The 21,620-nt window shown below is 41.7% G+C and carries 21 protein-coding genes; 2 read left to right on the top strand and 19 right to left on the bottom strand.

The genetic code is table 11. The annotated features are described in order from the left end of the window. Positions 1 to 83: 83 nt before the first annotated feature. The 19 genes from rpsU to infC all read right to left on the bottom strand — a co-directional run bounded on the left by rpsU (position 84) and on the right by infC (position 19,725). Entirely contained in the window at positions 84 to 260 is a 177-nt protein-coding gene (gene rpsU / locus B5F08_RS03905; RefSeq protein WP_022506407.1) for a 30S ribosomal protein S21, read from the bottom strand. A 125-nt stretch (positions 261 to 385) separates the two neighbouring features. Continuing rightward, on the bottom strand, positions 386 to 2,803 hold the full coding sequence (gene leuS / locus B5F08_RS03910) for a leucine--tRNA ligase (RefSeq protein WP_087376571.1): 2,418 nt from the start codon (positions 2,801 to 2,803) through the stop codon (positions 386 to 388). Positions 2,804 to 2,882: 79 nt separating this feature from the next. Then, positions 2,883 to 3,239: a ribosome silencing factor gene (gene rsfS / locus B5F08_RS03915; RefSeq protein WP_087376573.1), complete on the bottom strand. Its 357-nt coding sequence runs from the start codon at positions 3,237 to 3,239 to the stop codon at positions 2,883 to 2,885. 28 nt (positions 3,240 to 3,267) lie between these two features. Then, the gene (gene yqeK / locus B5F08_RS03920; RefSeq protein ID WP_242968257.1) at positions 3,268 to 3,861 is read right to left on the bottom strand and encodes a bis(5'-nucleosyl)-tetraphosphatase (symmetrical) YqeK; all 594 of its coding nucleotides are present in this window, start codon (positions 3,859 to 3,861) and stop codon (positions 3,268 to 3,270) included. Positions 3,862 to 3,917: 56 nt separating this feature from the next. Continuing rightward, complete coding sequence (gene nadD / locus B5F08_RS03925; RefSeq protein ID WP_087376575.1) at positions 3,918 to 4,520, bottom strand: nicotinate-nucleotide adenylyltransferase; 603 nt, start codon at positions 4,518 to 4,520, stop codon at positions 3,918 to 3,920. Between the two features lie 9 nt (positions 4,521 to 4,529). After that, positions 4,530 to 4,832 carry a ribosome assembly RNA-binding protein YhbY gene (gene yhbY / locus B5F08_RS03930; protein ID WP_087376577.1) on the bottom strand — a complete coding sequence of 101 codons (303 nt, stop codon included), beginning with the start codon at positions 4,830 to 4,832 and terminating at the stop codon, positions 4,530 to 4,532. A 42-nt stretch (positions 4,833 to 4,874) separates the two neighbouring features. Next, positions 4,875 to 5,474, bottom strand: a complete 600-nt coding sequence (gene rdgB / locus B5F08_RS03935; protein WP_087376658.1) for an RdgB/HAM1 family non-canonical purine NTP pyrophosphatase — start codon at positions 5,472 to 5,474, stop codon at positions 4,875 to 4,877. A 26-nt stretch (positions 5,475 to 5,500) separates the two neighbouring features. Next, positions 5,501 to 6,418, bottom strand: a complete 918-nt coding sequence (ftsY, locus tag B5F08_RS03940) for a signal recognition particle-docking protein FtsY (RefSeq protein ID WP_087376579.1) — start codon at positions 6,416 to 6,418, stop codon at positions 5,501 to 5,503. A gap of 33 nt (positions 6,419 to 6,451) precedes the next feature. Then, the gene (gene smc, locus B5F08_RS03945) at positions 6,452 to 10,033 is read right to left on the bottom strand and encodes a chromosome segregation protein SMC (RefSeq protein WP_087376581.1); all 3,582 of its coding nucleotides are present in this window, start codon (positions 10,031 to 10,033) and stop codon (positions 6,452 to 6,454) included. Between the two features lie 33 nt (positions 10,034 to 10,066). After that, positions 10,067 to 11,119, bottom strand: a complete 1,053-nt coding sequence (locus B5F08_RS03950) for an elongator complex protein 3 (protein ID WP_242968259.1) — start codon at positions 11,117 to 11,119, stop codon at positions 10,067 to 10,069. A gap of 19 nt (positions 11,120 to 11,138) precedes the next feature. Continuing rightward, positions 11,139 to 11,816, bottom strand: a complete 678-nt coding sequence (gene rnc / locus B5F08_RS03955; RefSeq protein ID WP_087376583.1) for a ribonuclease III — start codon at positions 11,814 to 11,816, stop codon at positions 11,139 to 11,141. A 21-nt stretch (positions 11,817 to 11,837) separates the two neighbouring features. After that, positions 11,838 to 12,830 carry a phosphate acyltransferase PlsX gene (gene plsX / locus B5F08_RS03960; RefSeq protein ID WP_087376585.1) on the bottom strand — a complete coding sequence of 331 codons (993 nt, stop codon included), beginning with the start codon at positions 12,828 to 12,830 and terminating at the stop codon, positions 11,838 to 11,840. A gap of 49 nt (positions 12,831 to 12,879) precedes the next feature. Next, positions 12,880 to 14,235, bottom strand: coding sequence for a methylenetetrahydrofolate--tRNA-(uracil(54)-C(5))-methyltransferase (FADH(2)-oxidizing) TrmFO (gene trmFO, locus B5F08_RS03965; RefSeq protein ID WP_087376587.1), 1,356 nt, complete (start codon positions 14,233 to 14,235; stop codon positions 12,880 to 12,882). Positions 14,236 to 14,278: 43 nt separating this feature from the next. Further along, positions 14,279 to 16,357 carry a type I DNA topoisomerase gene (gene topA / locus B5F08_RS03970; RefSeq protein WP_087376589.1) on the bottom strand — a complete coding sequence of 693 codons (2,079 nt, stop codon included), beginning with the start codon at positions 16,355 to 16,357 and terminating at the stop codon, positions 14,279 to 14,281. Between the two features lie 60 nt (positions 16,358 to 16,417). Beyond that, a complete protein-coding gene (gene dprA, locus B5F08_RS03975) occupies positions 16,418 to 17,704 on the bottom strand; it encodes a DNA-processing protein DprA (protein ID WP_143256352.1) in 1,287 nt (428 codons plus the stop codon). Then, positions 17,686 to 18,450 (bottom strand): TrmH family RNA methyltransferase, encoded by a 765-nt coding sequence (locus B5F08_RS03980; RefSeq protein WP_242968261.1) that lies wholly within the window; start codon positions 18,448 to 18,450, stop codon positions 17,686 to 17,688. Before B5F08_RS03980 ends, dprA begins: the two co-directional genes overlap by 19 nt. A 105-nt stretch (positions 18,451 to 18,555) precedes the next feature. Further along, positions 18,556 to 18,906, bottom strand: coding sequence for a 50S ribosomal protein L20 (gene rplT, locus B5F08_RS03985; protein WP_087376595.1), 351 nt, complete (start codon positions 18,904 to 18,906; stop codon positions 18,556 to 18,558). A gap of 66 nt (positions 18,907 to 18,972) precedes the next feature. Further along, positions 18,973 to 19,170 (bottom strand): 50S ribosomal protein L35, encoded by a 198-nt coding sequence (rpmI, locus tag B5F08_RS03990; protein ID WP_087376597.1) that lies wholly within the window; start codon positions 19,168 to 19,170, stop codon positions 18,973 to 18,975. Between the two features lie 27 nt (positions 19,171 to 19,197). Next, positions 19,198 to 19,725 (bottom strand): translation initiation factor IF-3, encoded by a 528-nt coding sequence (infC, locus tag B5F08_RS03995; RefSeq protein WP_087376662.1) that lies wholly within the window; start codon positions 19,723 to 19,725, stop codon positions 19,198 to 19,200. A gap of 340 nt (positions 19,726 to 20,065) precedes the next feature. On the opposite strand from infC, the gene B5F08_RS04000 reads away from it, so the two are divergent. Beyond that, positions 20,066 to 21,085, top strand: coding sequence for a CPBP family intramembrane glutamic endopeptidase (locus B5F08_RS04000; RefSeq protein ID WP_087376599.1), 1,020 nt, complete (start codon positions 20,066 to 20,068; stop codon positions 21,083 to 21,085). A gap of 11 nt (positions 21,086 to 21,096) precedes the next feature. Beyond that, complete coding sequence (gene tadA / locus B5F08_RS04005; RefSeq protein WP_087376601.1) at positions 21,097 to 21,597, top strand: tRNA adenosine(34) deaminase TadA; 501 nt, start codon at positions 21,097 to 21,099, stop codon at positions 21,595 to 21,597. Positions 21,598 to 21,620: the final 23 nt, after the last annotated feature.

Genomic DNA, 21,620 nt, shown 5'->3' on the forward strand with positions numbered 1-21,620 from the left:
TATCATTCCTTAGAACTCACATTTAATTCTTCCGAAACAGTAAAAAAGCGGACAAGAAGCCCCTGTCCGCTTTTTGCTTTTAATTATTTATATTTGCGTTTGCGAGCTGCTTCGGATTTCTTCTTACGCTTTACGGAAGGCTTTTCATAAGCTTCTCTTTTGCGTACCTCAGCAATAACGCCGGCTCTTGCACACTGCTTCTTAAATCTTCTGAGTGCGCTCTCAAGAGATTCGTTATCCTTAAGTCTAACTTCTGCCATCTATCTTCCCTCCCATCCGCCATAAGGCAGGGGTTATATGCACATAATTGCAAGGAGTATTATATAACATAACTGACATACTTGTCAATAGGATAATGAAAATTTAGTTGAATTTTATCAAAAAATCATTTCATCGGCTTAACAACTATGTTGACAAGCTTTCCTTTTACATAAATTTCCTTGACTATGTTCATACCGTCAATAAGTTTTGCAACATTGGCGTCAGCCTTTGCCGCATTAAGTGCAGTTTCACTGTCACAGTCGGCAGGAATATTGATTTTTGCCTTAATCTTGCCGTTAACCTGAACTGCAATTTCAACTGTGGCCTCAACACATTTGCTTTCGTCATACTCAGGCCACTTCTGAGCGGCAATTATATCGTCGCCCAAAGCACACTGCTGGTTCATTTCCTCTGTAACATGAGGAGCAAAAGGATTGAGCAGAATGCTGAATATGGAAAGTTCCTTTTTATTTATAGAACCCACTGCGGTGATGTCGTTGATAAGAGCCATCAACGCCGCAATAGCTGTATTAAACTTAAGATTTTCAATGTCGTCTCCGACTTTCTTAATTGTTCTGTTGAACGGGCCCTCAAGCTCAGGTCTTATTTCATCGCCGTCTACGAGTATGTTCTGGAGATTCCAGTAACGCTCAATAAATCTGCGGCAGCCTCTGATGCTTGATGTTTTCCAAGGAGCAGCCTTTTCAAAGTCGCCTATGAACATTTCATAAAGACGCATTGTATCTGCACCGTACTCGTCAACAACCTCATCCGGGTTTACAACGTTGCCTCTGGACTTACTCATCTTTCCGCCGTCTTCACCCAAAATCATTCCGTGGCTTGTTCTCTTAGCGTATGGCTCTTTTGTTGTAACCACGCCGATATCGTAAAGGAACTTGTGCCAGAAACGGCTGTAAAGCAAGTGCAGTGTTGTATGCTCCATACCGCCGTTGTACCAGTCAACAGGTGACCAGTATTCAATAGCTTCCTTGCTTGCCAAAGCCTTATCGTTGTGAGGATCCATATATCTGAGGAAGTACCATGAAGAACCAGCCCACTGAGGCATTGTATCTGTTTCTCTGTGTGCTTTTCCTCCACAGTGAGGACATGTGGTTTCTACCCAGTCTGTGATATTTGCAAGAGGTGATTCTCCGTTGTCTGTAGGCTCGTAGGACTCAACCTCAGGAAGTTTAAGAGGAAGCTCGCTCTCATCAAGAGGAACATAGCCGCACTTCTCACAGTAAACAATCGGAATAGGCTCGCCCCAGTATCTCTGACGTGAGAATACCCAGTCACGAAGCTTAAAGTTTACCTTCTCGTGTCCGATACCCTTTTCTGTAAGGAATTCAACGATTTTTTTCTTTGCATCCTCAACTGAAAGTCCGTCCAAAATACCGGAATTAACCATAATGCCTGTTGCGCAGTCGGTAAATGCTTCTTTCTCAACATCTCCGCCCTTAACAACCTCGATTATCGGCAAATCAAATTTCTTAGCAAATTCCCAGTCACGTGTATCGTGTGCAGGAACAGCCATAATTGCGCCTGTACCGTAAGAAACAAGAACATAGTCGGAAATAAAGATAGGTATCTTTTTATCATTTACAGGGTTAATTGCCTCAACGCCCATAAGACGAACGCCTGTCTTGTCCTTGGCAACCTCTGTACGTTCAAAGTCAGACTTTCTTGCAGCCTGAGCCTGATATTCCCTTACCTCGTCCATGTTTTCCAAAATTCCTGCCCACTTTTCAATCATCGGGTGTTCAGGAGAAATAACCATATATGTAGCACCGTAAAGAGTGTCAGGTCTTGTTGTGTATATTGTAAGCTTATCGCCGGTTGTTGTAGTAAAGTCAACCTCTGCGCCTGTGCTCTTGCCAATCCAGTTTTTCTGCTGAGCCTTAACTCTCTCAGGATAGTCAACCAAATCCAAATCCTCTATGAGTCTGTCTGCATATTCTGTGATTTTCAGCATCCACTGAGATTTAACTTTTCTTACAACCTCACTGCCGCAGCGCTCGCATGTGCCGTTGACAACCTCTTCATTTGCGAGAACGCACTTACAGGATGTACACCAGTTAACAGCCATTTCTTTTTTATAGGCAAGTCCGTGCTTGAAAAGCTGGAGGAAAATCCACTGAGTCCACTTGTAATATTCAGGATCAGTTGTGTTAATCTCTCTGCTCCAGTCAAAGGAAATACCCAAAGACTGAATCTGGCTTTTAAATCTTGCCACATTCTGCTTTGTAACAATTTCAGGATGAATGTGGTTTTTAATTGCATAGTTCTCTGTAGGAAGTCCGAAAGCGTCCCAGCCTATCGGATACAGTACGTTGTATCCCTGGAGTCTTCTTTTTCTCGCAACAGTATCAAGAGCTGTATAAGGACGTGGATGTCCAACATGCAGACCCTGACCTGAAGGATAAGGGAACTCTATCAATGCATAAAATTTTTCTTTCTGTGAATTTTCCTCAGCGTGGAAAACCCCTCTGTCCTCCCAAACCTTTTGCCATTTGGGTTCAATCTGTTTATGGTCGTACTTCAAAACAGAAACCTCCTTGTTTATTTAGCCGCAAGAAGCGGCTTGCTATTCAATAAAACAGTGAAAATATTCACCTGCAAAATCAGTCGATAAGATAATCGGAAATGTCCTCCATTTTACCGTCCTGCCACAGTCTTTCAAGGCTGTAATACTCTCTGGCTTCGTCGGAAAAAACATGAACGATAATATCAACATAGTCAAGTAAAATCCATGTATTTGAACGGTGTCCCTCAATGTGACTTACGGAAATTCCCATTTCGTCCATTTTATACTCTACCTCTTCGGCAAGAGCTTTAACGTGGGTACTGCTTGTACCTGTGGCAATTACCATATAGTCGGCAAGACTGGACACGTCTGAAATATTTATAAGCTTTATATCAAGTCCTTTTTTTGAATCAAGGATCTTTACGATTTCCAGAGCCTGTTCACGTGTATTCACTTAATCACTCCTGTCAGTTTTCTTCTGATTATTTGTTTGATTTGATTTCCTTTTTGTATTTTGAATATACAATTTCGTTGTACAGCTTCAAAGCGTCCGGATGAAGGGGCTGACATTTCTTGGAAATATCGCTTATTGTAAAGGAAACCCCGTACAAAACCGCATCGTCAAGGTTTTTGTATGATTTTTCCCTCATAACCTCTACACCGTTATATGAACGCTCGGCGCTTGTAAAGTCGGCGGTAAAGATAATTTTTTCCAGCAAAGACATTCCTGCTCTGCCTGTTGTATGATATCTTATTGCATTGTAAATATCTTCGTCGTCAATAAGAAGAATATCTCTGACATAAATTGCGCCGGACATTGCATGCCACAATTTTGTTGAGATAAGCTCGTCCTCTGTAAGAGCAAGTCCGCCGTTATGCATAATAACAAGCTGTTTCTCAAAAGGCATTTCCTTTGTAACATCGTGCAAAAGTCCCGCAATTTTCGCTTTGTCCTTGTCTGCTCCGTAAATCTTTGCAAGCTTTACAGCTTCCTTTGAAACATTTACGCAATGGGTAAATCTTCTTGTGGACAAAGACTTTTTTAACATAGCTTTATACTCATCAGCCGTCAACACAATACATACCCCCGAAATCAAAAATAAAATCACCTATTATTTTATCATTTATTTATTCAAAGGTAAAGACCTTTTTCCTTTATATATGAATAAATTTTTTCAGGAATAAGGCTTGAAACATCTTCTCCGCCTTTAATTTTTTCCCTTATTTCCGTTGAGGACACAGTGAAAATCGACTTTTCAAGGACAAAAGTGTCAGCGCCCAGCTCTTTAAGCACCTTTTGATGCTCTTTCATAGGCTCATAATCGCTGTCCTCTCTGGGTGCGGAAAGTATCTTTGCCATTTTAAATATTTCCTGAGGATTTCTCCATGTTTCCAATGACAAAAACATATCGGCACCTACAATAAGGTAAAGCTCTGCGTCTGGATACAGTTCCTTTATGCTTTTCAAAGTATCCACCGTATAGCTTTTTCCCTTTCTCTCCAGCTCAAGGCCGCAGGGTTCAAGCTTGTCGTACATATCGCACACAAGCTTTGTCATATAAAATCTTTCCTCTGCCGGCACAAAGTCCTTTATTTCCTTGTGTGGAGGAATTGCCGTAGGAACCATAAGCACCTTGTCAAGTTTCATTCTGTCTGCAAACTCAAGGGCAAGTTTTACGTGGGCGTCATGAATTGGATTAAAAGTACCGCCCAGCATTGCAATTTTTTCACTCATTTTAAAACCTTATTTCTTAGCCTTAGGAAGCTCGATTTTCGGCTCGTCATTGTTTCTTCTATAGAGCACAAATTTTGTTCCGATAACCTGAACTACATCGGCAGAAATTTTCTCCGCAATTTCTTCAGCTGCTTCTCTCGGTGTAAGCTCGCAGGTTTCCAAAACCTTGCCCTTAATAAGCTCTCTGGCTTTTATTGCGTCATCAGCCTGCTTTATAATCTGGTCGCTCATTCCGCCCTTACCCAGCATCAAAATTGTATCTTCCTTGCTTGCAAGACCTCTGAGATATGCTCTCTGTTTGCTTGTCAACACTATATATAACACTCCTTGTTTTATTTATAAAATTCAAACGGTTTAACCGTCTATATTCTTTTTCAAAAGCTCTTCTCTTAAAAGTCTCAGAGCTTTTCCTCTGTGGCTTATGCTGTCCTTTTCCTCAGGTGTGAGAAGAGCAAATGATTTGCCTTCATAGAGGAAAATCGGGTCATATCCGAAACCGCCCTCACCTGACGGTTCAAAAGCGATTTCTCCCACACATTCACCACGGACTGTGATAACCTCATCCTTTGAAATCACACAGCAAATTGCGCTTACAAATCTGGCGGTTCTCTCATCCTTTGGAATATCTTTCATTTCATCCAAAAGATGCATATATCTCTCTTTGTCGGAAAGTCCCTCTCCGCCGTAACGGGCGGTGTAAACTCCCGGACGTCCATCGAGGGCGTCAACCATAAGTCCACTGTCGTCGGCAATAGCCGGAAGTCCGCTTTTTTCAAAGGCTGACATAGCCTTGATAAGGGCATTTTCTTCAAAGGTTGTTCCTGTTTCCTCAACATCGTCCAAATCAACGCCTGCGTCCCTTGCGGTTACGGCATTTATTCCCAATGGGTTTAATATTCTGTCAAGCTCAACAAGCTTTTTGGCATTGTTGGTGGCAATAATAAATTTTTTCATATTTTCTCTTTCTCCTCTCGGAAAAATCATTTCTTATCCTGTGCAAACAATGCTTCTGCAAAGCCCTGTGGGTCAAATGGCTGCAAGTCGTCTATCTGCTCGCCTACGCCCACATATTTTACAGGTATACCAAGACCGTCCTTAATAGCAAGCACAACACCGCCCTTTGCGGTTCCGTCAAGCTTTGTCAGAACTATACCGGTGATACCTGTGGCATTTCTGAATTCGTTTGCCTGTACTACAGCGTTTTGGCCTGTAGTTGCGTCCAAAACCAGCAAAAATTCCTTGTCTGCTCCCGGAAGCTCTCTATCTATAACACGGCTTATCTTTGCAAGCTCATCCATAAGGTGTTTTTTATTGTGAAGTCTGCCGGCTGTGTCACAGATAATAATATCCGCATCTCTCGCCTTTGCCGCAGCTATAGCGTCAAATACAACAGCTGCCGGGTCGCTTCCCTCTTTCTGCTTTACAATGCTTGCGCCGCTTCTGTCAGCCCAGATTTCAAGCTGTTCTATAGCCGCAGCTCTGAACGTATCAGCCGCTGCAAGGATAACCTTTTTTCCGTCCTTGACAAAGTTGTTTGCAAGCTTGCCTATTGTTGTGGTTTTTCCAACTCCGTTTACGCCTATCACAAGAATAATTGACGGCTTTGTATTGAGAACAAGCTCCTCGCCTCCTGCAAGCATTTCGGCTGTTATATCCTCAAGCATCCAGCGAATAACCTTAGGGTCGGTGATACCGTCTTTTTTAACCTTTTCTTTAAGCTGGTCGCAGATTTTGGAAGCTGTTGACATTCCTACATCTCCCATAACCAAAAGCTCCTCAAGCTCTTCAAAAAGCTCGTCGTCTATTTTTGTAAAGGATTTAAGCATTGAATCAATCTGACCTACAACATTATCCCTTGTTTTTTTCAAACCTTCTTTAATTTTGCTGAAAAATCCCATGTAATCATCCCCTGTAGATTTTATTTAATATACTCAGGCTCTGCTTGTATCTATTCCAAGCTTTTGAGCAGCTTCTGCTGTTCTCAGTTCCAAAAGCTTGGAAATACCCTCATCCTGCATAGTTACACCGTAAAGCACATCGGCTTCTTCCATTGTTCCACGTCTGTGGGTAATGAGTATAAACTGTGTTTTATCTGTAATTCTGTTCATGTACTTTGCAAATCTTTCAACATTTACATCGTCCAAAGCCGCCTCAATCTCGTCCATAACGCAAAACGGTGCCGGACGAACTTTCATAATCGCAAAGTACAAAGCGATAGCCACCAAAGCTTTTTCGCCTCCGGACAAAGCCTCAAGGTGAACCACAATTTTGCCCGGCGGATGAACTATAATATCTATTCCGCTGGTAAGAACATTATCAGGCTCTGAAAGTGACAGTGATGCCGTACCTCCTCCGAAAAGCTCCTTAAAGGTTGCGGTAAAGTTTTCGCTTATCTTCTTAAAGTTTACTTCAAAAAGTTCCTTCATCTGTTTTGTAAGTCCGTTTATCAAGGTTTCAATCTCTTTTTTGGACTTTTCAACATCGGAAACCTGAGTGGTCATAAACTCGTATCTCTCTGAAACCTCTTTGTATTCCTCAATAGCACCCACGTTTATGCTTCCCAGAGATTTAATTTTCTGTTTAAGCTCGTTTAAACGCTTCTGCGCCTGAGGGATATTCTCAATAGGCTTTGCAACGCTTTCTGCTTCTCTTTTTGTAAGCTCATAGTCCTCCCAAAGCTTTGATATTATATCGTCGTACTGCTTTTGAAGATTGAGTTTTCTTTCCTCAAGACGAGCAAGCTCACGTCCTGAAATTTCCCTTTCAGAGGTTTTGTCACGCTCTTTCTGTCTAAGTTCAACTGTAAGCTGTTCTTTTTCCTCACGCTGGCGGTTAAACTCTTTTATGTTTGCTTCGCCTTCGGAAATTCTTGTTTCAAGCAAAGCGATTTCCTTTTCAATGGCTTCTATTCTGTGGTTTGAACCCATTGAGCGCTGTTTTATGGCTTCGATTTCATTTAAAAGCATTTGTTTTCTCTTTTTCTGGTCGGAAGCCGCCTCACTCATAACAGCGATTTCATATTTCAAGGACTCAATATCCTTTTCTGTTTTTACGGTTTCAAGTCTTATGTTTTGCAGTTCTGTTGAAAGTATCTCCCTTTCTCTTGAAAGGTCGTCACGTTTTCCTGTAAGGCTCTGCAAAATCTTTTCTTTTTCCGCTATTTCCTCCTCCGCTTCCTTTTGAAGTTTCGAAGAGCTTTCAGCGGTTTTTATGCTTTCGTCAAGATGACGTTTTGTCTCTTCAATCTGAGTGTTATTTTCCGAAATAATCGCTTCAAGGTTTTTGTATTCACCGACGCAGGCTTTGTACTCACCCTCTGCCTGAATGTATCTGCGCTGGGTTTCTCTCAAAAGATTTCTCTTTTCTTCTATTTCCTGTTCGCATTTTCCCAGATTTTCCTCTGACTGTCTGTATTCCTCTTTAAGCTTATCGGACTTCTCCTGCATTTTTGCGCCTGTGCGTTTGAGTCTTTCAATCTCTGTAGCACGGCTCAAAAGTCCTGATTTCTTTGCAAGGGAACCACCGGTAAGAGAACCGCCGGCGTTTACAACCTGTCCGTCAAGGGTAACTATTTTAAATCTGTAGCTGTATTTTTTCGCAATGGAAACGGCGCAGTTTATATCCTGAGCCACAACAATTCTGCCCAGCAAGTTGTCAAGTATTCCCTTATACACATCTTTGCAGGAGCAAAGCTCGCTGGCAACTCCTATGTAACCGAAACAATTCTCAAGTCCCTGTTCATTAAGCTGCTTTCCTTTTATCGTGGATATCGGCAGGAAAGTTGCACGTCCGGCGTCCTTTTGCTTCAAAAGCTCAATAGCCTTTTTTGCATCCTCTTCCGTACCTGTGACAATGTTCTGCATAGCTCCGCCAAGAGCTATTTCCATAGCCACTGTGTATTCATTGGGAACTGTTATAACTCTTGATACAGGTCCGTGTATTCCTCCCAAAAGTCCTGCGGCTGAATTTTTCATAACCGCCTTTACGCTCTGGGAAAAACCCTCAAGGTTTCTTTCCAAGTCCTCAAGAATTTTAACTCTTCTGAAAATCTCTCCTGTATCGAGAATAAGTTTATCAGACTCCGCTTTTGTCTGGTCACGTTTTGCCTTTTGGTTTCGGAGTTTTATTTCAAGTCCTTTAAGTACATTTTCAAGGGCAATTCCCTGATTTTTATACTTTTCAACCACCGCAGTATATTCCTCGGCGGATTTTTTTATTTCCTCGTACTTTTTCTGTCTTTCCTCGCCGGACTCCTCAGCTCTTTTTATTCTCTCTCTGTAATCCTCAGCCGCAGACTGAGCAGCAAGGCAGGCTGCACGAACATCGGCAAGCTTAAAGTTTATCTGTGTGATTTCAGATGTAAGCTTCTGAATTTTTTCGCTTTGATTCCATGTATCGGCGGTTTTAGCATTGAGCTTTTCTGAGGTCTCGTCATATTTTGCTTTAAGATTTGAAAGTGTCTTTTCAACCTCTTTCAAAATCTCTGTTTTTTCCTGAGCCGTTTTCTGAGAATCCTCTGAGGTTATCTCCGTCTGAGCAATATCTTTCTCAAGTCTTTCTATATTTTCCCTGTCACGGATAATATCGTTTTGTGCAACCGAGATTTCTCCCCTTTTTGAAGAACAAAGGGCAGAGTATTCAGCGTTCATACTTCTCTGCTCCTCAATCTTTGAGGAAATCTCTCCGTTTTCAAAGTAGAGCTTTTCTGTTTCTATTGCTATCTCTTCCAGAATTTTTTCGGCGTCATCGTGCTGTGCCTTGGCAACAGTTATTTTGTCCTCCTGCTCCTTTAAAATAGCTGAGGATTTATTGAGTGTTTCCAACCACAAAGCGATTTCAAGACCTTTTTTCTCCTCGGAATATTCCAAAAACTTCTCCGCTTTTTCAGCCTGCACCTTCAAAGGCCCTACTCTTCCTTCAAGCTCAGCCACAATATCACGAAGTCTTACAAGGTTTTCCTCGGCAGAAGCAAGCTTTCTTTCAGCCTCAAGCTTTCTGTATCTGTAACGTGAAATACCTGCCGCCTCTTCAAAGATTTCACGTCTGTCCTCACTTTTTGAGGCAACTATGCTGTCAATTTTTCCCTGACCTATCATGGAATAACCGTCTCTTCCAAGTCCGGTATCCATGAAAAGCTCGTGTATATCTTTAAGTCTTACGGCACTTTTGTTTATAAGATAGTCGCTGTCGCCGCTTCTGTAATATCTTCTTGTGACAGCCACTTCGTCACCGTCAAAGGGAAGAAGTCTGTCCGTATTATCTATAGTGAGAGTGACCTCCGCAAAACCCTGTCGCTTTCTTCCGTCGGTTCCGTTGAAAACGACATCCTCCATTTTGGAACATCGAAGGCTTTTCGGAGACTGCTCTCCAAGCACCCATCTTATAGCGTCGCTTATATTGCTTTTTCCCGAACCGTTAGGGCCTACAACGGCGGTAATGCCCTTGTCAAAGGTAAGCTTTGTTTTATCGGGAAAAGTTTTAAATCCCTGTATTTCAAGTGATTTCAGTAACATTCATACACCCCATAACAAAAGGTTATTTTATAGTCATTCAAGTATCTGAATTTTCACATCAAAGTCTTTAAGGTTTTCATCTTCCTTAAAAACAGGTATATATCCCTTTTCAAAGATATATTTTTTGTTTGCGCCCGACTGTCCCACAGCTTTTGAAACCGAGCCTTTCGCAACATTTATCAGCACTTTTTTTCTCTTGATAAAGGTTTTCCCGTCGGGAAGTGTTCTTATATCTAAATTTTCTCTTCCGTCAAAGGCCGCTTTAATATTTTCAAGAAAACATCTGCTTTCGCATATTTCTCTGAATGCCGGGTGGTAGGCTCCTGCAAGTCTGTCCCTTAAAAGCTCTTCGCTGTAATGAAGCCCCAGTCTTATCACCTTTATGTTTCTTTCCATAAAAAGCTTGAGCATATCTGAACAAAGCTTCACTGTATCTTCAAAGCTATAAGGCTTATATTCACCGCCCAGGTAAAGGTCGCCGAGAGCCGTATTCTTCATTATTACAGTGGGGTAAATTCTCACTGTATCAGGCTGTAAAGCGGCAATCTTTAAAGCGGTTTCCATATCCTTTTCCAAGGTACTTTTATAAAGTCCCGTCATCATCTGAAGACCAAGAGAAAAACCATTTTCCTTTATAAGCTTTGAAGCCTTTTCCACCTGTTCTGCACTGTGCCCCCTGTTATTGGCAGAAAGCACCTGGTCATCCATGCTCTGGGCGCCAAGCTCTATAGCCGTAACATTGTAGCTTTTAAGTAAATCGAGAACTTCCTCGTCTATACAGTCAGGCCGTGTGGAAATTCGCACACCCTTAAAAACATCGTGAAACTCATAGGCGGCTTTAAGCAGGGATACCATGTAATCCCTGTCTATAGCCGTAAAGCTGCCGCCGAAAAAGGCGATTTCCGAGTCCTTTGAAAACTCTCCCATGGTTTTTAAAGCCGTAAGGGCAGCGTCTTTAACATCCTGAGGCGTAGGCTGGTACTGCTGCCCTGTTATACTTCTCTGATTGCAAAAACTGCACATATGAGGACAACCGTTGTGCGGTACAAAAACAGCCACGTTTGACCTTTTATTTTTGTCTGACAAACTTTCGTCCTCCTTTTTATCAATAACCCATAAGCTCAAGAGCCTGACGAGCCGCCTGCTGTTCGGCTTCCTTTTTGCTCTTTCCGCCGCCCTTACCGATTACGTTGCTGTTTAAATGAACCTCAACCACAAAATGCTTGTTGTGGTCAGGGCCGCTTTCATCAACCAAACAGTACTGCAAAAGCTCTCCCGGGTTTTTCTGAACTATTTCCTGCAATGTGGTTTTATAATCCTTAAAAGCCTTTGGCTTGTGATTTAAAATTTCAGGCTCTACAAATCTTAAAATATGCTTTCTCGCATGTTCAATTCCGCCGTCAAGATAAATAGCGGCAATCACCGCTTCAAAGGCGTCGGAGAGAATAGACGGTCTTTCGTCGCCGTGGCTGTTCTTCTCACCCTTGCTCAAAATAAGGTAATTTCCCAGATTTATCTTTTTAGCAAACTGAAACAGGCTTTTTTCACATACAAGTGAAGCCCTCAGCTTTGTAAGCTCTCCCTCCGGAAGATGAGGACAGTTTTTAAAAATATAGTCGGAAACAACTATAGAAAGCACTGCGTCTCCCAGAAACTCAAGCCTTTCATTGCATTTGATTTTTTTATTTTTGTGTTCATTGGCATAGGATGAATGTGTCAGAGCCTCAGTTAAAAGCTCTTTGTTTTTAAATTCATATCCTATAATCTTCTGAAACTCTTCCATGTTTACACCGCTTATCTTTTATTATTTCATGCTCTCCAAAGACTTTGCAATAGCTCCGATAACGTCGCCCTCAACATACTGTTTTGTAAGTCTTATGGCATTTTTAAATGTCTTGGCATTGGAGCTTCCGTGAGCTTTGAAAACCGGCTTTGAGCATCCTAAAATAGGTGCGCCGCCGTATTCGTTGTAGTCAAACTCTTTTTTCATCTCTTTCATATCGGAAAGCACCATTGCGGCAGCAAGTTTATTTTTAATACCCTTTGTGAAAATTCCCTTAATTTTCTTCATAAGAGCCATCGCAACGCCTTCATAGGTTTTTAAAATGAGATTTCCGGTAAAGCCGTCGCACACGAGCACGTCACAGCCGCCCATTGGAATATCTCTGCCCTCAATATTGCCTATAAAATTTATCGGACTGTTTTTCATAAGCTGATAAGCCTGGAGCTGAAGCTCTCCGCCTTTGCACTCCTCTTCGCCAACATTGGCAAGGGCAACTCTCGGCTTTTCAAGATTATAAACCTTGTTCATGTAGGCAGAACCCATAATACCGAACTGCTGAAGCATTTCCGGTCTGCAATCCACATTAGCTCCGCCGTCTGCAAGAATAAGGCATCCCTCCATTGTGGGGATAACAGGAGCAAAGCCCGGTCTTTTAATGCCCTTTATTCTCTTTACAAGAAGTGTTGCGCCTACGCAGAGTGCGCCACTGTTTCCTGCTGAAACAAAAGCGTCGCCCTTACCCTCGGCAACAGCCTTAAGTCCTACTGCCATTGAGCTGTTGCTCTTTGACTTCATAATCTCAGAGCCTGTGTCGTGCATAGAAATCACATCTTCGGTATGTATAATTTCAATACCGCTTATGTCGATATTGTTTTCCTTTGCCACCTTTTCTATTATGTTACGGTTTCCGGTAAAAACGATATCAACATTGTACTCCGCCTTTGCCTCGCAGGAGCCTTTAATGATTTCCAAAGGGGCGTTATCTCCGCCGAATGCGTCTACGATAATTTTCATTATGCTGCACCTCAATTCTGTTATATATGTTCTTTTTCCCTAATCATGTTTATTTTTGAATATTTGCCGGCTTAAAATTCTCGCCGGACAAACTTAAAAATTTTTCTATATCCTCAAGTCCTCTGTAGGCATAGGCCGCCGCTCTTTCCTTTTTATCTCTTGGACGGTTTTCAAGAGGAGGAAGCACTCCAAGGTTTGCGCCCATAGGCTGGAACTTTTCAACCTCTGGACAGCTTATATATCTGCTCAGTGCGCCGGTCATAGAGGTTTCCGGCATTGTGAGAGTTTCCATTCCCAAAGCTCTTCTTGCGGCATTCATTCCCGCCAAAAGTCCCGAGCTTGCAGACTCCATATAGCCCTCAACTCCGGTCATCTGACCTGCAAAAAACAGGTTTGGGTATTCCCTTGCGCTGTAATCGGAATTTAAAATTTTCGGAGAGTTTAAAAATGTATTTCTGTGCATCACGCCATACCTGTAATACTCAGCATTTTTAAGAGCAGGAATTAAGCCGAAAACCCTTTTCTGCTCCGGAAATTTCAAATTCGTCTGAAATCCCACAAGGTTATACATACTGCCAAGAGCATTTTCCTTTCTAAGCTGCAAAACCGCCCAGGGACGATGTCCTGTTTTCGGGTCTCTCAAACCAACAGGCTTCATAGGGCCGAATCTTATTGTGTCCTCGCCCCTTTGCGCCATTATCTCTATTGGCATACAGCCCTCGTACACCTTAGGATTATTCACATCAAAGTCGTGAAGAGGCGCTCTTTCGGCATTTACAAGCTCACGGTGAAAATTCTCGTATTCCTCTTTATTCATTGGACAGTTTATATAGTCGTCCCCATCGCCCTTTCCGTATCTTGAAGCGGTAAAGGCGTGTTCCATGTCTATACTTTCCGCAGAAACTATGGGAGCCGCCGCATCAAAAAATGAAAGTGCGCCGCCGAATTTTTCCTGAATACTTTTTGAAAGACTTTCAGAGGTCAAAGGGCCTGAAGCTATTACGGTTATTCCGTCTTTATCCTGTATAAATTCATCAAGGTTCAAAACTTCCTTTTCAACCACCTGTATGTTGGGATGATTTCTTATTCTGTCTGTCACCATTGCGGAAAATTTGTCACGGTCAACCGCCAAAGCGCCTCCCGCCGGAACACGGCACTGGTCGGCACACTCCATCAAAAGGGAATTCATAACACGCATTTCCTCTTTGAGCATACCTGCGGCGCTCTCCACTCTGTCAGCCTTTAATGAGTTGGAGCAGACAAGCTCCGAAAACGTATCACTTTTATGAGCGGGAGTTTTCTTTTGGGGCTTCATCTCATAAAGATAAACCTTTAAACCTCTCTGTGCGGACTGGAAAGCCGCTTCACAGCCGGCAAGTCCGGCACCGATTACATTTATATGCATAAGTCACAACCATTCAGCCACAAAGGGCATTGTTAAAATCTTATTATTCAAAAGGTCTTGAATATCCGCAGCCTTCCTCAGCACAGTAAAGGGTAGGTTTCTTTCCCTTTTTCTTGTACAAAGTCTTGCCGCATTTCGGACATTTTTCGTTTGTAGGCTCAGTCCATGAAACAAAATCACATTCCGGATAATTTTCACAGCCGTAGAAAGGTTTGCCCTTTTTGGTTTTTCTCACAATTACCTTTCCTCCGCACTTAGGGCAGGCAACTCCTATATCCTGAACGAATTTCTTAATGTTTTTGCACTCCGGATATCCCGGGCAGGCAATAAACTTACCGTAACGGCCGAATTTTACAACCATCTGTCTTCCGCAGTACTCGCAGATAAGGTCTGTTTCGTCCTCTTTAAGGTGGAGCTTTACGCCCTCCATGTCCTCTTTTGCCTTTTTAAGTGTTTTATCGAAATCCTGATAGAAGTCGTCCAAAAGCTGAACCCACTGGGTTTCGCCCTTTTCAACTGTATCAAGCTCTTTTTCCATCTGAGCTGTAAACTTCACGTTTACAATTTTCGGGAAACGCTCTCTCATAAGCTGAGTTGAAACCTCTCCCAGTTCTGTAGGTATAAGTGTTTTTCCGTCACGCTTTACATACTCACGGCTTGTTATGGTGGTTATTGTAGCCGCATATGTGGACGGTCTGCCTATACCGTATTCCTCCAAAGCCTTGATAAGGGAAGCTTCCGTATATCTTGCAGGCGGCTGAGTAAAATGCTGGTTCGGCACAATCTCTTTAAGCTTTAAAGGCATATCCTTTTCCAGTGCCGGAAGCTCTTTTTCCTTTTCCTCTGCGCTGTCGTTGCTTTCAACATAGAGAACAGTGAAGCCGTCAAAGTCAACCTTATATCCTGAAGCTTTGAAAATATAATTCTTTGCAGAAATGTCAGCCTGTGTAGTCTTTTGGATACAGTCGGCCATCTGACAAGCGGTAAATCTTTCCCAGATAAGCTTATAGAGCTTATACTGATCTAAAGTAAGACTGCTCTTTACTCTGTCAGGTGTCAATGAGGGTACAGAAGGTCTTATAGCTTCGTGTCCGTCCTGAGCATTGGCACGGGATTTAAATACACGTGGCTTTGCAGGGAGATATTTTTCTCCGTAGGTTTCGGAAATGTATTTTGAAACCTCGGTAATTGCGTCGTTTGAAATTCTCAGGGAGTCGGTTCTCATATAGGTTATAAGACCCATAGCGCCTATTCCCTCTACCTCAACGCCTTCGTAAAGCTCCTGAGCCACCTTCATGGTTCTCTTTGACTGGAAACCGAGCTTTCTGGAAGCCTCCTGCTGCAATGTAGATGTTATAAAAGGAGGAGCCGGAGATTTTTTCCTTGTGCCGTTTTTAACCTTGGAAACCACATATTCTGCGTCCTCCAAGTCTGCAAGGATTTTCTTTGCCTGCTCTTCGTTTTCAATCTTCATTTTTCCGTTTTCGTCGCCGTAAAAAGCGGCTGAGAAAACTCTTCTGCTGCCCTTTGGAATAAACTTTGCGTCTATTGACCAGTATTCCTCAGGCTTAAATTCTCTTATTTCGTTTTCTCTGTCAACGATAATTCTAACCGCAACAGACTGAACACGTCCTGCTGAAAGCCCTCTTCTTATCTTCTGAGAAATAAAGGGACTTAGCTTATAACCCACAAGTCTGTCAAGAATTCTTCTCGCCTGCTGGGCGTTTACAAGGTCGATATTTATAGACCTTGGGTGTTCCATTCCGTTGCTTACTCCGGTTTTTGTGATTTCGGTAAACTCAACCCTGTTTTTGCTGTTAAGGTCGAGATTTAAAAGATATGCAAGATGCCATGAAATAGCTTCTCCCTCACGGTCAGGGTCAGTTGCCAGATATACTTTATCGCTTTTTTCGGCTTCCTTTTTAAGCTCTTCCACAAGCTTTTCCTTGCCCTTAATCACCGCATATTTCGGAGCATAATTATTTTTTATATCAACGCTGAGACGAGCCGCAGGCAAATCCCTTACGTGTCCCATAGATGCGATAACTTCGTAGTCATTGCCAAGATACTTTTGTATTGTTTTAGCCTTAGCCGGTGACTCCACTATTACAAGATTTGACATTTCATTCCTCCGTACTTTTTAAATTACTTCTGTCACATCTATTATACAGATTTCATATTGCTATGCTTTTCTGTAGTTTCTTGCCCCTGTATTTATCACAAGACCTTCTATTTCAAGTTCTGTAATATAAGGCAGAATTTTATAAGGCAATAAACCGAGCCGTATGCACAGTTCATCTGTGGATACTGTTTCGCCCTGTTTAATGGCGTCATACACACGCCTCGCTTCACTGCTTATACTTTCAATTTTTTCATTTGGAATATTTCTCGTATTTTCGGAAATATCCTCTTTTTTGGCTTCCCTTTCTTTATTCACTACATTTACATTTTCAGTCTTTTGGGAAGCCGGCACCACTTTGCTTTTGCCCGCATTTTTTGGAAGTGTTCCCTTTACCGGAATAGCCTCCAAAGCGGTTTCAGTGGCTCTCACGTCGTTTTTACGTGTTATGTAAACATTAGGGAAAGCGTCGATAATATCCGTGTAATGGGTGTACGGATATGCTCCATCCTTAATAAGGGCATTTGTACCCTCAGAATATGCCGCATTTATGTTTCCCATCACCGCAAACACTTCTTTTCCCTGTTCCTGGGCGAGATTGGCGGTTATCAGCGCTCCGCTTCTTCTTGCCGCCTCCACAATCAAAACAGCGTCGGAAAAAGCCGCTATTATTCTGTTTCTCGCAGGAAAATGATAGGGCTTCGGCTGTGTTCCCGGAGGATACTCCGTCACAAGACAGCCGTGAGTTGTTATATACTCCCTCATCTTTGCGTTTTGACTTATGTAGTTTACGTCAATTCCTGCGCCTAAAACACAAACTGTGTCGCCGCCTGCCGCCAACGCCCCACGATGGCCTGCCGAATCTATTCCCAATGCGCCGCCGCTTATTATCAGAGCACCGGCTCTTGTAAGATTTGAAGCCGCATCATAAGCCACACGCAGACCGTATTTTGAAGCATTTCTTGTTCCCACAATCCCAACAGTAAACCTGTTATCTAAATCGGGAAATTCTCCCTTTACGTACAAAACGCAGGGAGGCGCATAAATATTCTTAAGACACATGGGATATCTTTCATCATCAAAGGTTATTATATCGATGTTTAGTTCCATACATCTATTTATGATTTTATCCGCACTGCTCAAGGCGGTACTTTTAAGCTTTTGAATATCAGCAGGAGTTATTCCGGGACAAAGCTTCCAATGGTTTTCACCGCACTCGTAGAACTCAGCTATACTAAAGGAAAATTCACATACCTTTAAGGCCTTAGGCGTTTTATATCCCAAAGCCAAAGTAAGCCATATCCAGTAACGAGCGTTGTTATAAACCATGATTACCTGACCATCTCCCACATAACAATGCCTGCCGCTATTCCCGCATTAAGGGACTCGGCATTTCCCGTCATAGGAATTGTAATTTTGCATGAACAAGCCTCAATGCACTCTTTTGTAAGACCGTTTCCCTCGTTGCCTATAGCCGCAATCACATTTCCTGATTTAAAGTCAATCTCTGTCACCGCTTTATCGGCGTTTAAAGGAACTGTAGCATAGGAGCATCCGTTTTCATTAAACCTTTTTATATATCCGCATATATCATCAGTTATAAAAATCGGAAGTCTAAAAACCGCCCCCATAGTGCCTCTTATTACTTTCGGGCTGAAAACATCACAGGAATTGCTGCTGATTATTATGCCGTCAATTCCCAGTGCGTCGGCGGTTCTAAGGATTGTTCCCATGTTTCCGGGGTCCTGAACGCACTCAAGTGCCAAAAACTTCAGCTTGTTATACTTTTTTATTGTATCAAATACACGGCTTTTGTCAAGAGGTGAAACCAAAGAAAGCATTCCCTGAGGGGTAACAGTGTCGCACATTTTAGGAAATACGCTCTCTTTTACCCTGTATGTATTGGGGCATTTTTCTGATATTTTTTTTATAATTGTATGGTATTTTTTATCAGCTGTTTCCGAATAAAAAAAGTATTTTATCTCCGCCTTTGAATTTAAAGCGTCCTCGCAAAGCCTTGCGCCCTCAACCGGGAAAAGATTTTCCTCACGTCTGAAAGAAGCGCTTTTTTGAAGCTTTGCAGCGTATTTCACCATACGGTTATCCTTAGAATTTATAATTGCCTCCATATATACCTACACTTTCCCAAAGAAATGCAAAAGCGTTTGGAAGGAACTCCCAAACGCAGTTTATACATTTAATTATGCATTTTTTGCTTTTTCTACAAGATTTGCAAATGCAGCAGGATCTGAAATTGCAATCTCAGCCAGCATCTTGCGGTTAAGAGCGATATTTGCTTTCTTAAGACCGTTCATGAATGTTGAATAGTTTGTGCCGTTGAGCTTGCAAGCTGCGGAAATTCTTGTAATCCAAAGGCGTCTGAAATCTCTCTTTCTATGCTTACGGCCGATGTATGCATAGTTGCCTGACTTCATTACAGCCTGTTTAGCCATTTTAAAGTGCTTGCTTTTTGCACCCCAGTAACCTTTAGCAAGCTTTAATGTCTTTTTTCTTCTTTTGCGAGTCATCATCGCACCCTTTATACGTGCCATATATATTTACCTCCGAAAAGTTATATTAAAAATCAATACAATAGCTTACAAAAAATTCAGATTGAATTATTTGTAAGGAATCAAACGCTTAACCTGTGCTGTATTTGTCTTATCAGTTACACAAGTCTGACGAAGGCCTCTCTTGCGCTTTCTTGTCTTCTTGTTGAGAATGTGGCTCTTATTTGCATGAGCACGGATAACCTTACCGTTTTTGGAAAGTTTAAAGCGCTTTTTTGCGCCGCTGTGTGTTTTAATCTTAGGCATAAAATTTATCCTCCCTGATTTTTTATATTACTTGTTAGGCTTTGGAGCAAGGAACATCAGCATGTTTCTGCCTTCAAGCTTTGCAGGTTTTTCCACAATAGCCGCTTCTTCGCAGGCCTTTGCAAAACGCTCCATTGTAGCCTGACCGATTTCCGGATGTCCCATCTCTCTTCCTCTGAATCTGATGGAAACCTTTACCTTATCGCCCTTTTTGATAAACTTGAGAGCGTTGTTAAGCTTAGTGTTAAAATCATGGGTATCTATATTCAAGGAAAGTCTTACTTCCTTAACATCAATAACTCTTTGATTTTTTCTTGCTTCCTTTTCTCTCTTTGCCTGTTCAAAGCGATATTTACCGTAATCCATTATCTTGCAAACCGGTGGTTTTGCCTGTGGCGCAATCTTTACAAGGTCGAGATTGCTCTTTGCTGCAAGCTCAAGAGCCTGAGCCGCTGACATAATACCAAGCTGAGTACCGTCTGAGCCGATTATTCTAAGCTCTTTTTCGGTAATTTCTTCGTTGATCTGAATTTCCTTACTGCTAATTGTAAGCACCTCCAAAGCTTTAAAAAGTTGTGTAACAATATAAGAAAATGCGGACAGAATACACTCCGCCCGCACAATAAACTCAACACAAAAACACGGCTCAACGCCGCAGAAATATCATGTTAAAAATATTGACCCGTGCAGACGGAACCCCACAGGTGAAAGCATGTAACTGCCTTGCTTTATTGTTCTTTTGGTATTATACCCTACAAAATCTCTTTTGTCAACACTTTTATTATATTTTTCTTAAAAACAAACCTTTAATCTATATCTTGTAAAAAAGCTCTTCGGGTGATATACTTCACTATATAAAGTAAAATGTAAAAATACCTCTAAAAGGAGGCTTTTAATGTTTTCAGGAAGAAATAAAACTTTAAATAACAAAAACACCTATGACTTTGATAAAATGTACTTAGCCGAGCAAAAAAGCTCTTTAAGAAATAATTTTTCAAAGATAGGATTTTCCCTGCTTCTCTCTATAGTTATCCTATATCTCATATCATACGGTATTGTTATAGGCACAGCAGTGGGCATTGAAAACCCTCAAAACTCCTTTGCACTTTCAAATCTGGTAAGTGCAATGGCGTCTATACTTGCTTTTATACCTGCCGGGTTTTTCTGCTGCGCCATTTCCAAAGAGAAGATTAGTTCCGTAATATCCTTTTCAAGAGCTAAAAAAGAAGGACTTGCTTTTATTCTTATAGCTTCCTTTGCATTTTTTATGCTTAGCAATTATCTTACCAATCTCTTTTTAGGAAATATGGATTTAATAGGAATACCCGTTAATCAATCCTCATCAGTCTTTGAAAAATCATGGCTTAATCTTTCCGTATACATTTTATCTGTTGCGGTTATCCCGGCACTTACAGAAGAATTTTTATTCAGAGGAGTTCTTCTGGGAATTTTAAGAAAATACGGCGAAAGCTTTGCGGTGGTCACCTCCGCTTTGCTTTTCGGTCTTATGCATCATAATTTTGTTCAGCTGCCCTTTGCATTTGTTGGCGGTCTTGTATTTGGGTATGTCACAATCTATACAGGCTCAATAGTTCCCGCTATGATTGTACACTTTGCAAATAATTTATTCTCATGTATTTTTTCCGCTCTTCCTAAATATATAGGAAATACATATTCCGAAATAATTTACGGAATAGTCGTAGTGGCGGCTTTGCTTTTAGGTATATATTCGGTCTACAGACTTTCAAAAAATGACGAAAAGCTTCTCAGGTTCAGCAAAAGAACAAGCACTCCCTATTCAGGTCTTATACAAACCGAAAAAGAAAAATACAGATACTTTTTCCAAAGCTTCGGAATTATAGCTTTTACAGTACTTCTTTTGGCGATTTCCGTAAGTGATTCTTTTCTAAGTTAAAAGGTGATAAAATGTCCAACATTCAAATTGAAGACCGACATATTTTCTATATGAAAAAGGCATTGGAAACAGCCGTAAAATATACCCAGCACGGCGAAGTCCCCGTTGGCGCAATAATAGTCAAGGACGATGAAATAATCTCTTTCGGAACAAATCACCGTGAAAATGAAAAAAACTGCCTGTGTCATGCGGAAATAGAAGCCATAAACAACGCATGTAAAAAATTAGGCGGATGGAGATTGTGGCAATGCACCATGTATGTGACCTTAGAGCCATGTCCAATGTGCGCTGGGGCAATAATCAATGCACGAATACCCAAGGTTATATTCGGAGCCTATGACAAGAAAAACGGCTCCTGCGGCTCTGTTACAAACCTGTTTGAGCTTCCCTACAATCACAAACCAGAAGTTTTAGGCGGAGTTTTACAGGAAGAATGTGCCGCCCTTTTAAAAGTTTTTTTCAAAAAGCTCAGAAAAGGCGAAATAAAACAATTCGGAACACACCATGAATAGTTAAACCCGATGTTTCAACTAAA

The organism is Anaeromassilibacillus sp. An172 (assembly GCF_002160515.1).
Classification (GTDB): Bacteria; Bacillota; Clostridia; order Oscillospirales; family Acutalibacteraceae; genus Limousia; species Limousia pullorum.

Bases quoted from the DNA above. Each gene is read 5' to 3' on its own strand.
- smc (WP_087376581.1), bottom strand. From the start codon at position 10,033: ATGTTACTGAAATCACTTGAAATACAGGGATTTAAAACTTTTCCCGAT.
- nadD (WP_087376575.1), bottom strand. From the start codon at position 4,520: ATGAGTGAAAAAATTGCAATGCTGGGCGGTACTTTTAATCCAATTCAT.
- rnc (WP_087376583.1), bottom strand. From the start codon at position 11,816: ATGGAAGAGTTTCAGAAGATTATAGGATATGAATTTAAAAACAAAGAG.
- plsX (WP_087376585.1), bottom strand. From the start codon at position 12,830: ATGAAAATTATCGTAGACGCATTCGGCGGAGATAACGCCCCTTTGGAA.
- B5F08_RS04000 (WP_087376599.1), top strand. From the start codon at position 20,066: ATGTTTTCAGGAAGAAATAAAACTTTAAATAACAAAAACACCTATGAC.
- trmFO (WP_087376587.1), bottom strand. From the start codon at position 14,235: ATGCATATAAATGTAATCGGTGCCGGACTTGCCGGCTGTGAAGCGGCT.
- rpsU (WP_022506407.1), bottom strand. From the start codon at position 260: ATGGCAGAAGTTAGACTTAAGGATAACGAATCTCTTGAGAGCGCACTC.
- rplT (WP_087376595.1), bottom strand. From the start codon at position 18,906: ATGGCACGTATAAAGGGTGCGATGATGACTCGCAAAAGAAGAAAAAAG.
- topA (WP_087376589.1), bottom strand. From the start codon at position 16,357: ATGTCAAATCTTGTAATAGTGGAGTCACCGGCTAAGGCTAAAACAATA.
- ftsY (WP_087376579.1), bottom strand. From the start codon at position 6,418: ATGGGATTTTTCAGCAAAATTAAAGAAGGTTTGAAAAAAACAAGGGAT.
- rpmI (WP_087376597.1), bottom strand. From the start codon at position 19,170: ATGCCTAAGATTAAAACACACAGCGGCGCAAAAAAGCGCTTTAAACTT.
- B5F08_RS03980 (WP_242968261.1), bottom strand. From the start codon at position 18,450: ATGGTGAAATACGCTGCAAAGCTTCAAAAAAGCGCTTCTTTCAGACGT.
- rdgB (WP_087376658.1), bottom strand. From the start codon at position 5,474: ATGAAAAAATTTATTATTGCCACCAACAATGCCAAAAAGCTTGTTGAG.
- tadA (WP_087376601.1), top strand. From the start codon at position 21,097: ATGTCCAACATTCAAATTGAAGACCGACATATTTTCTATATGAAAAAG.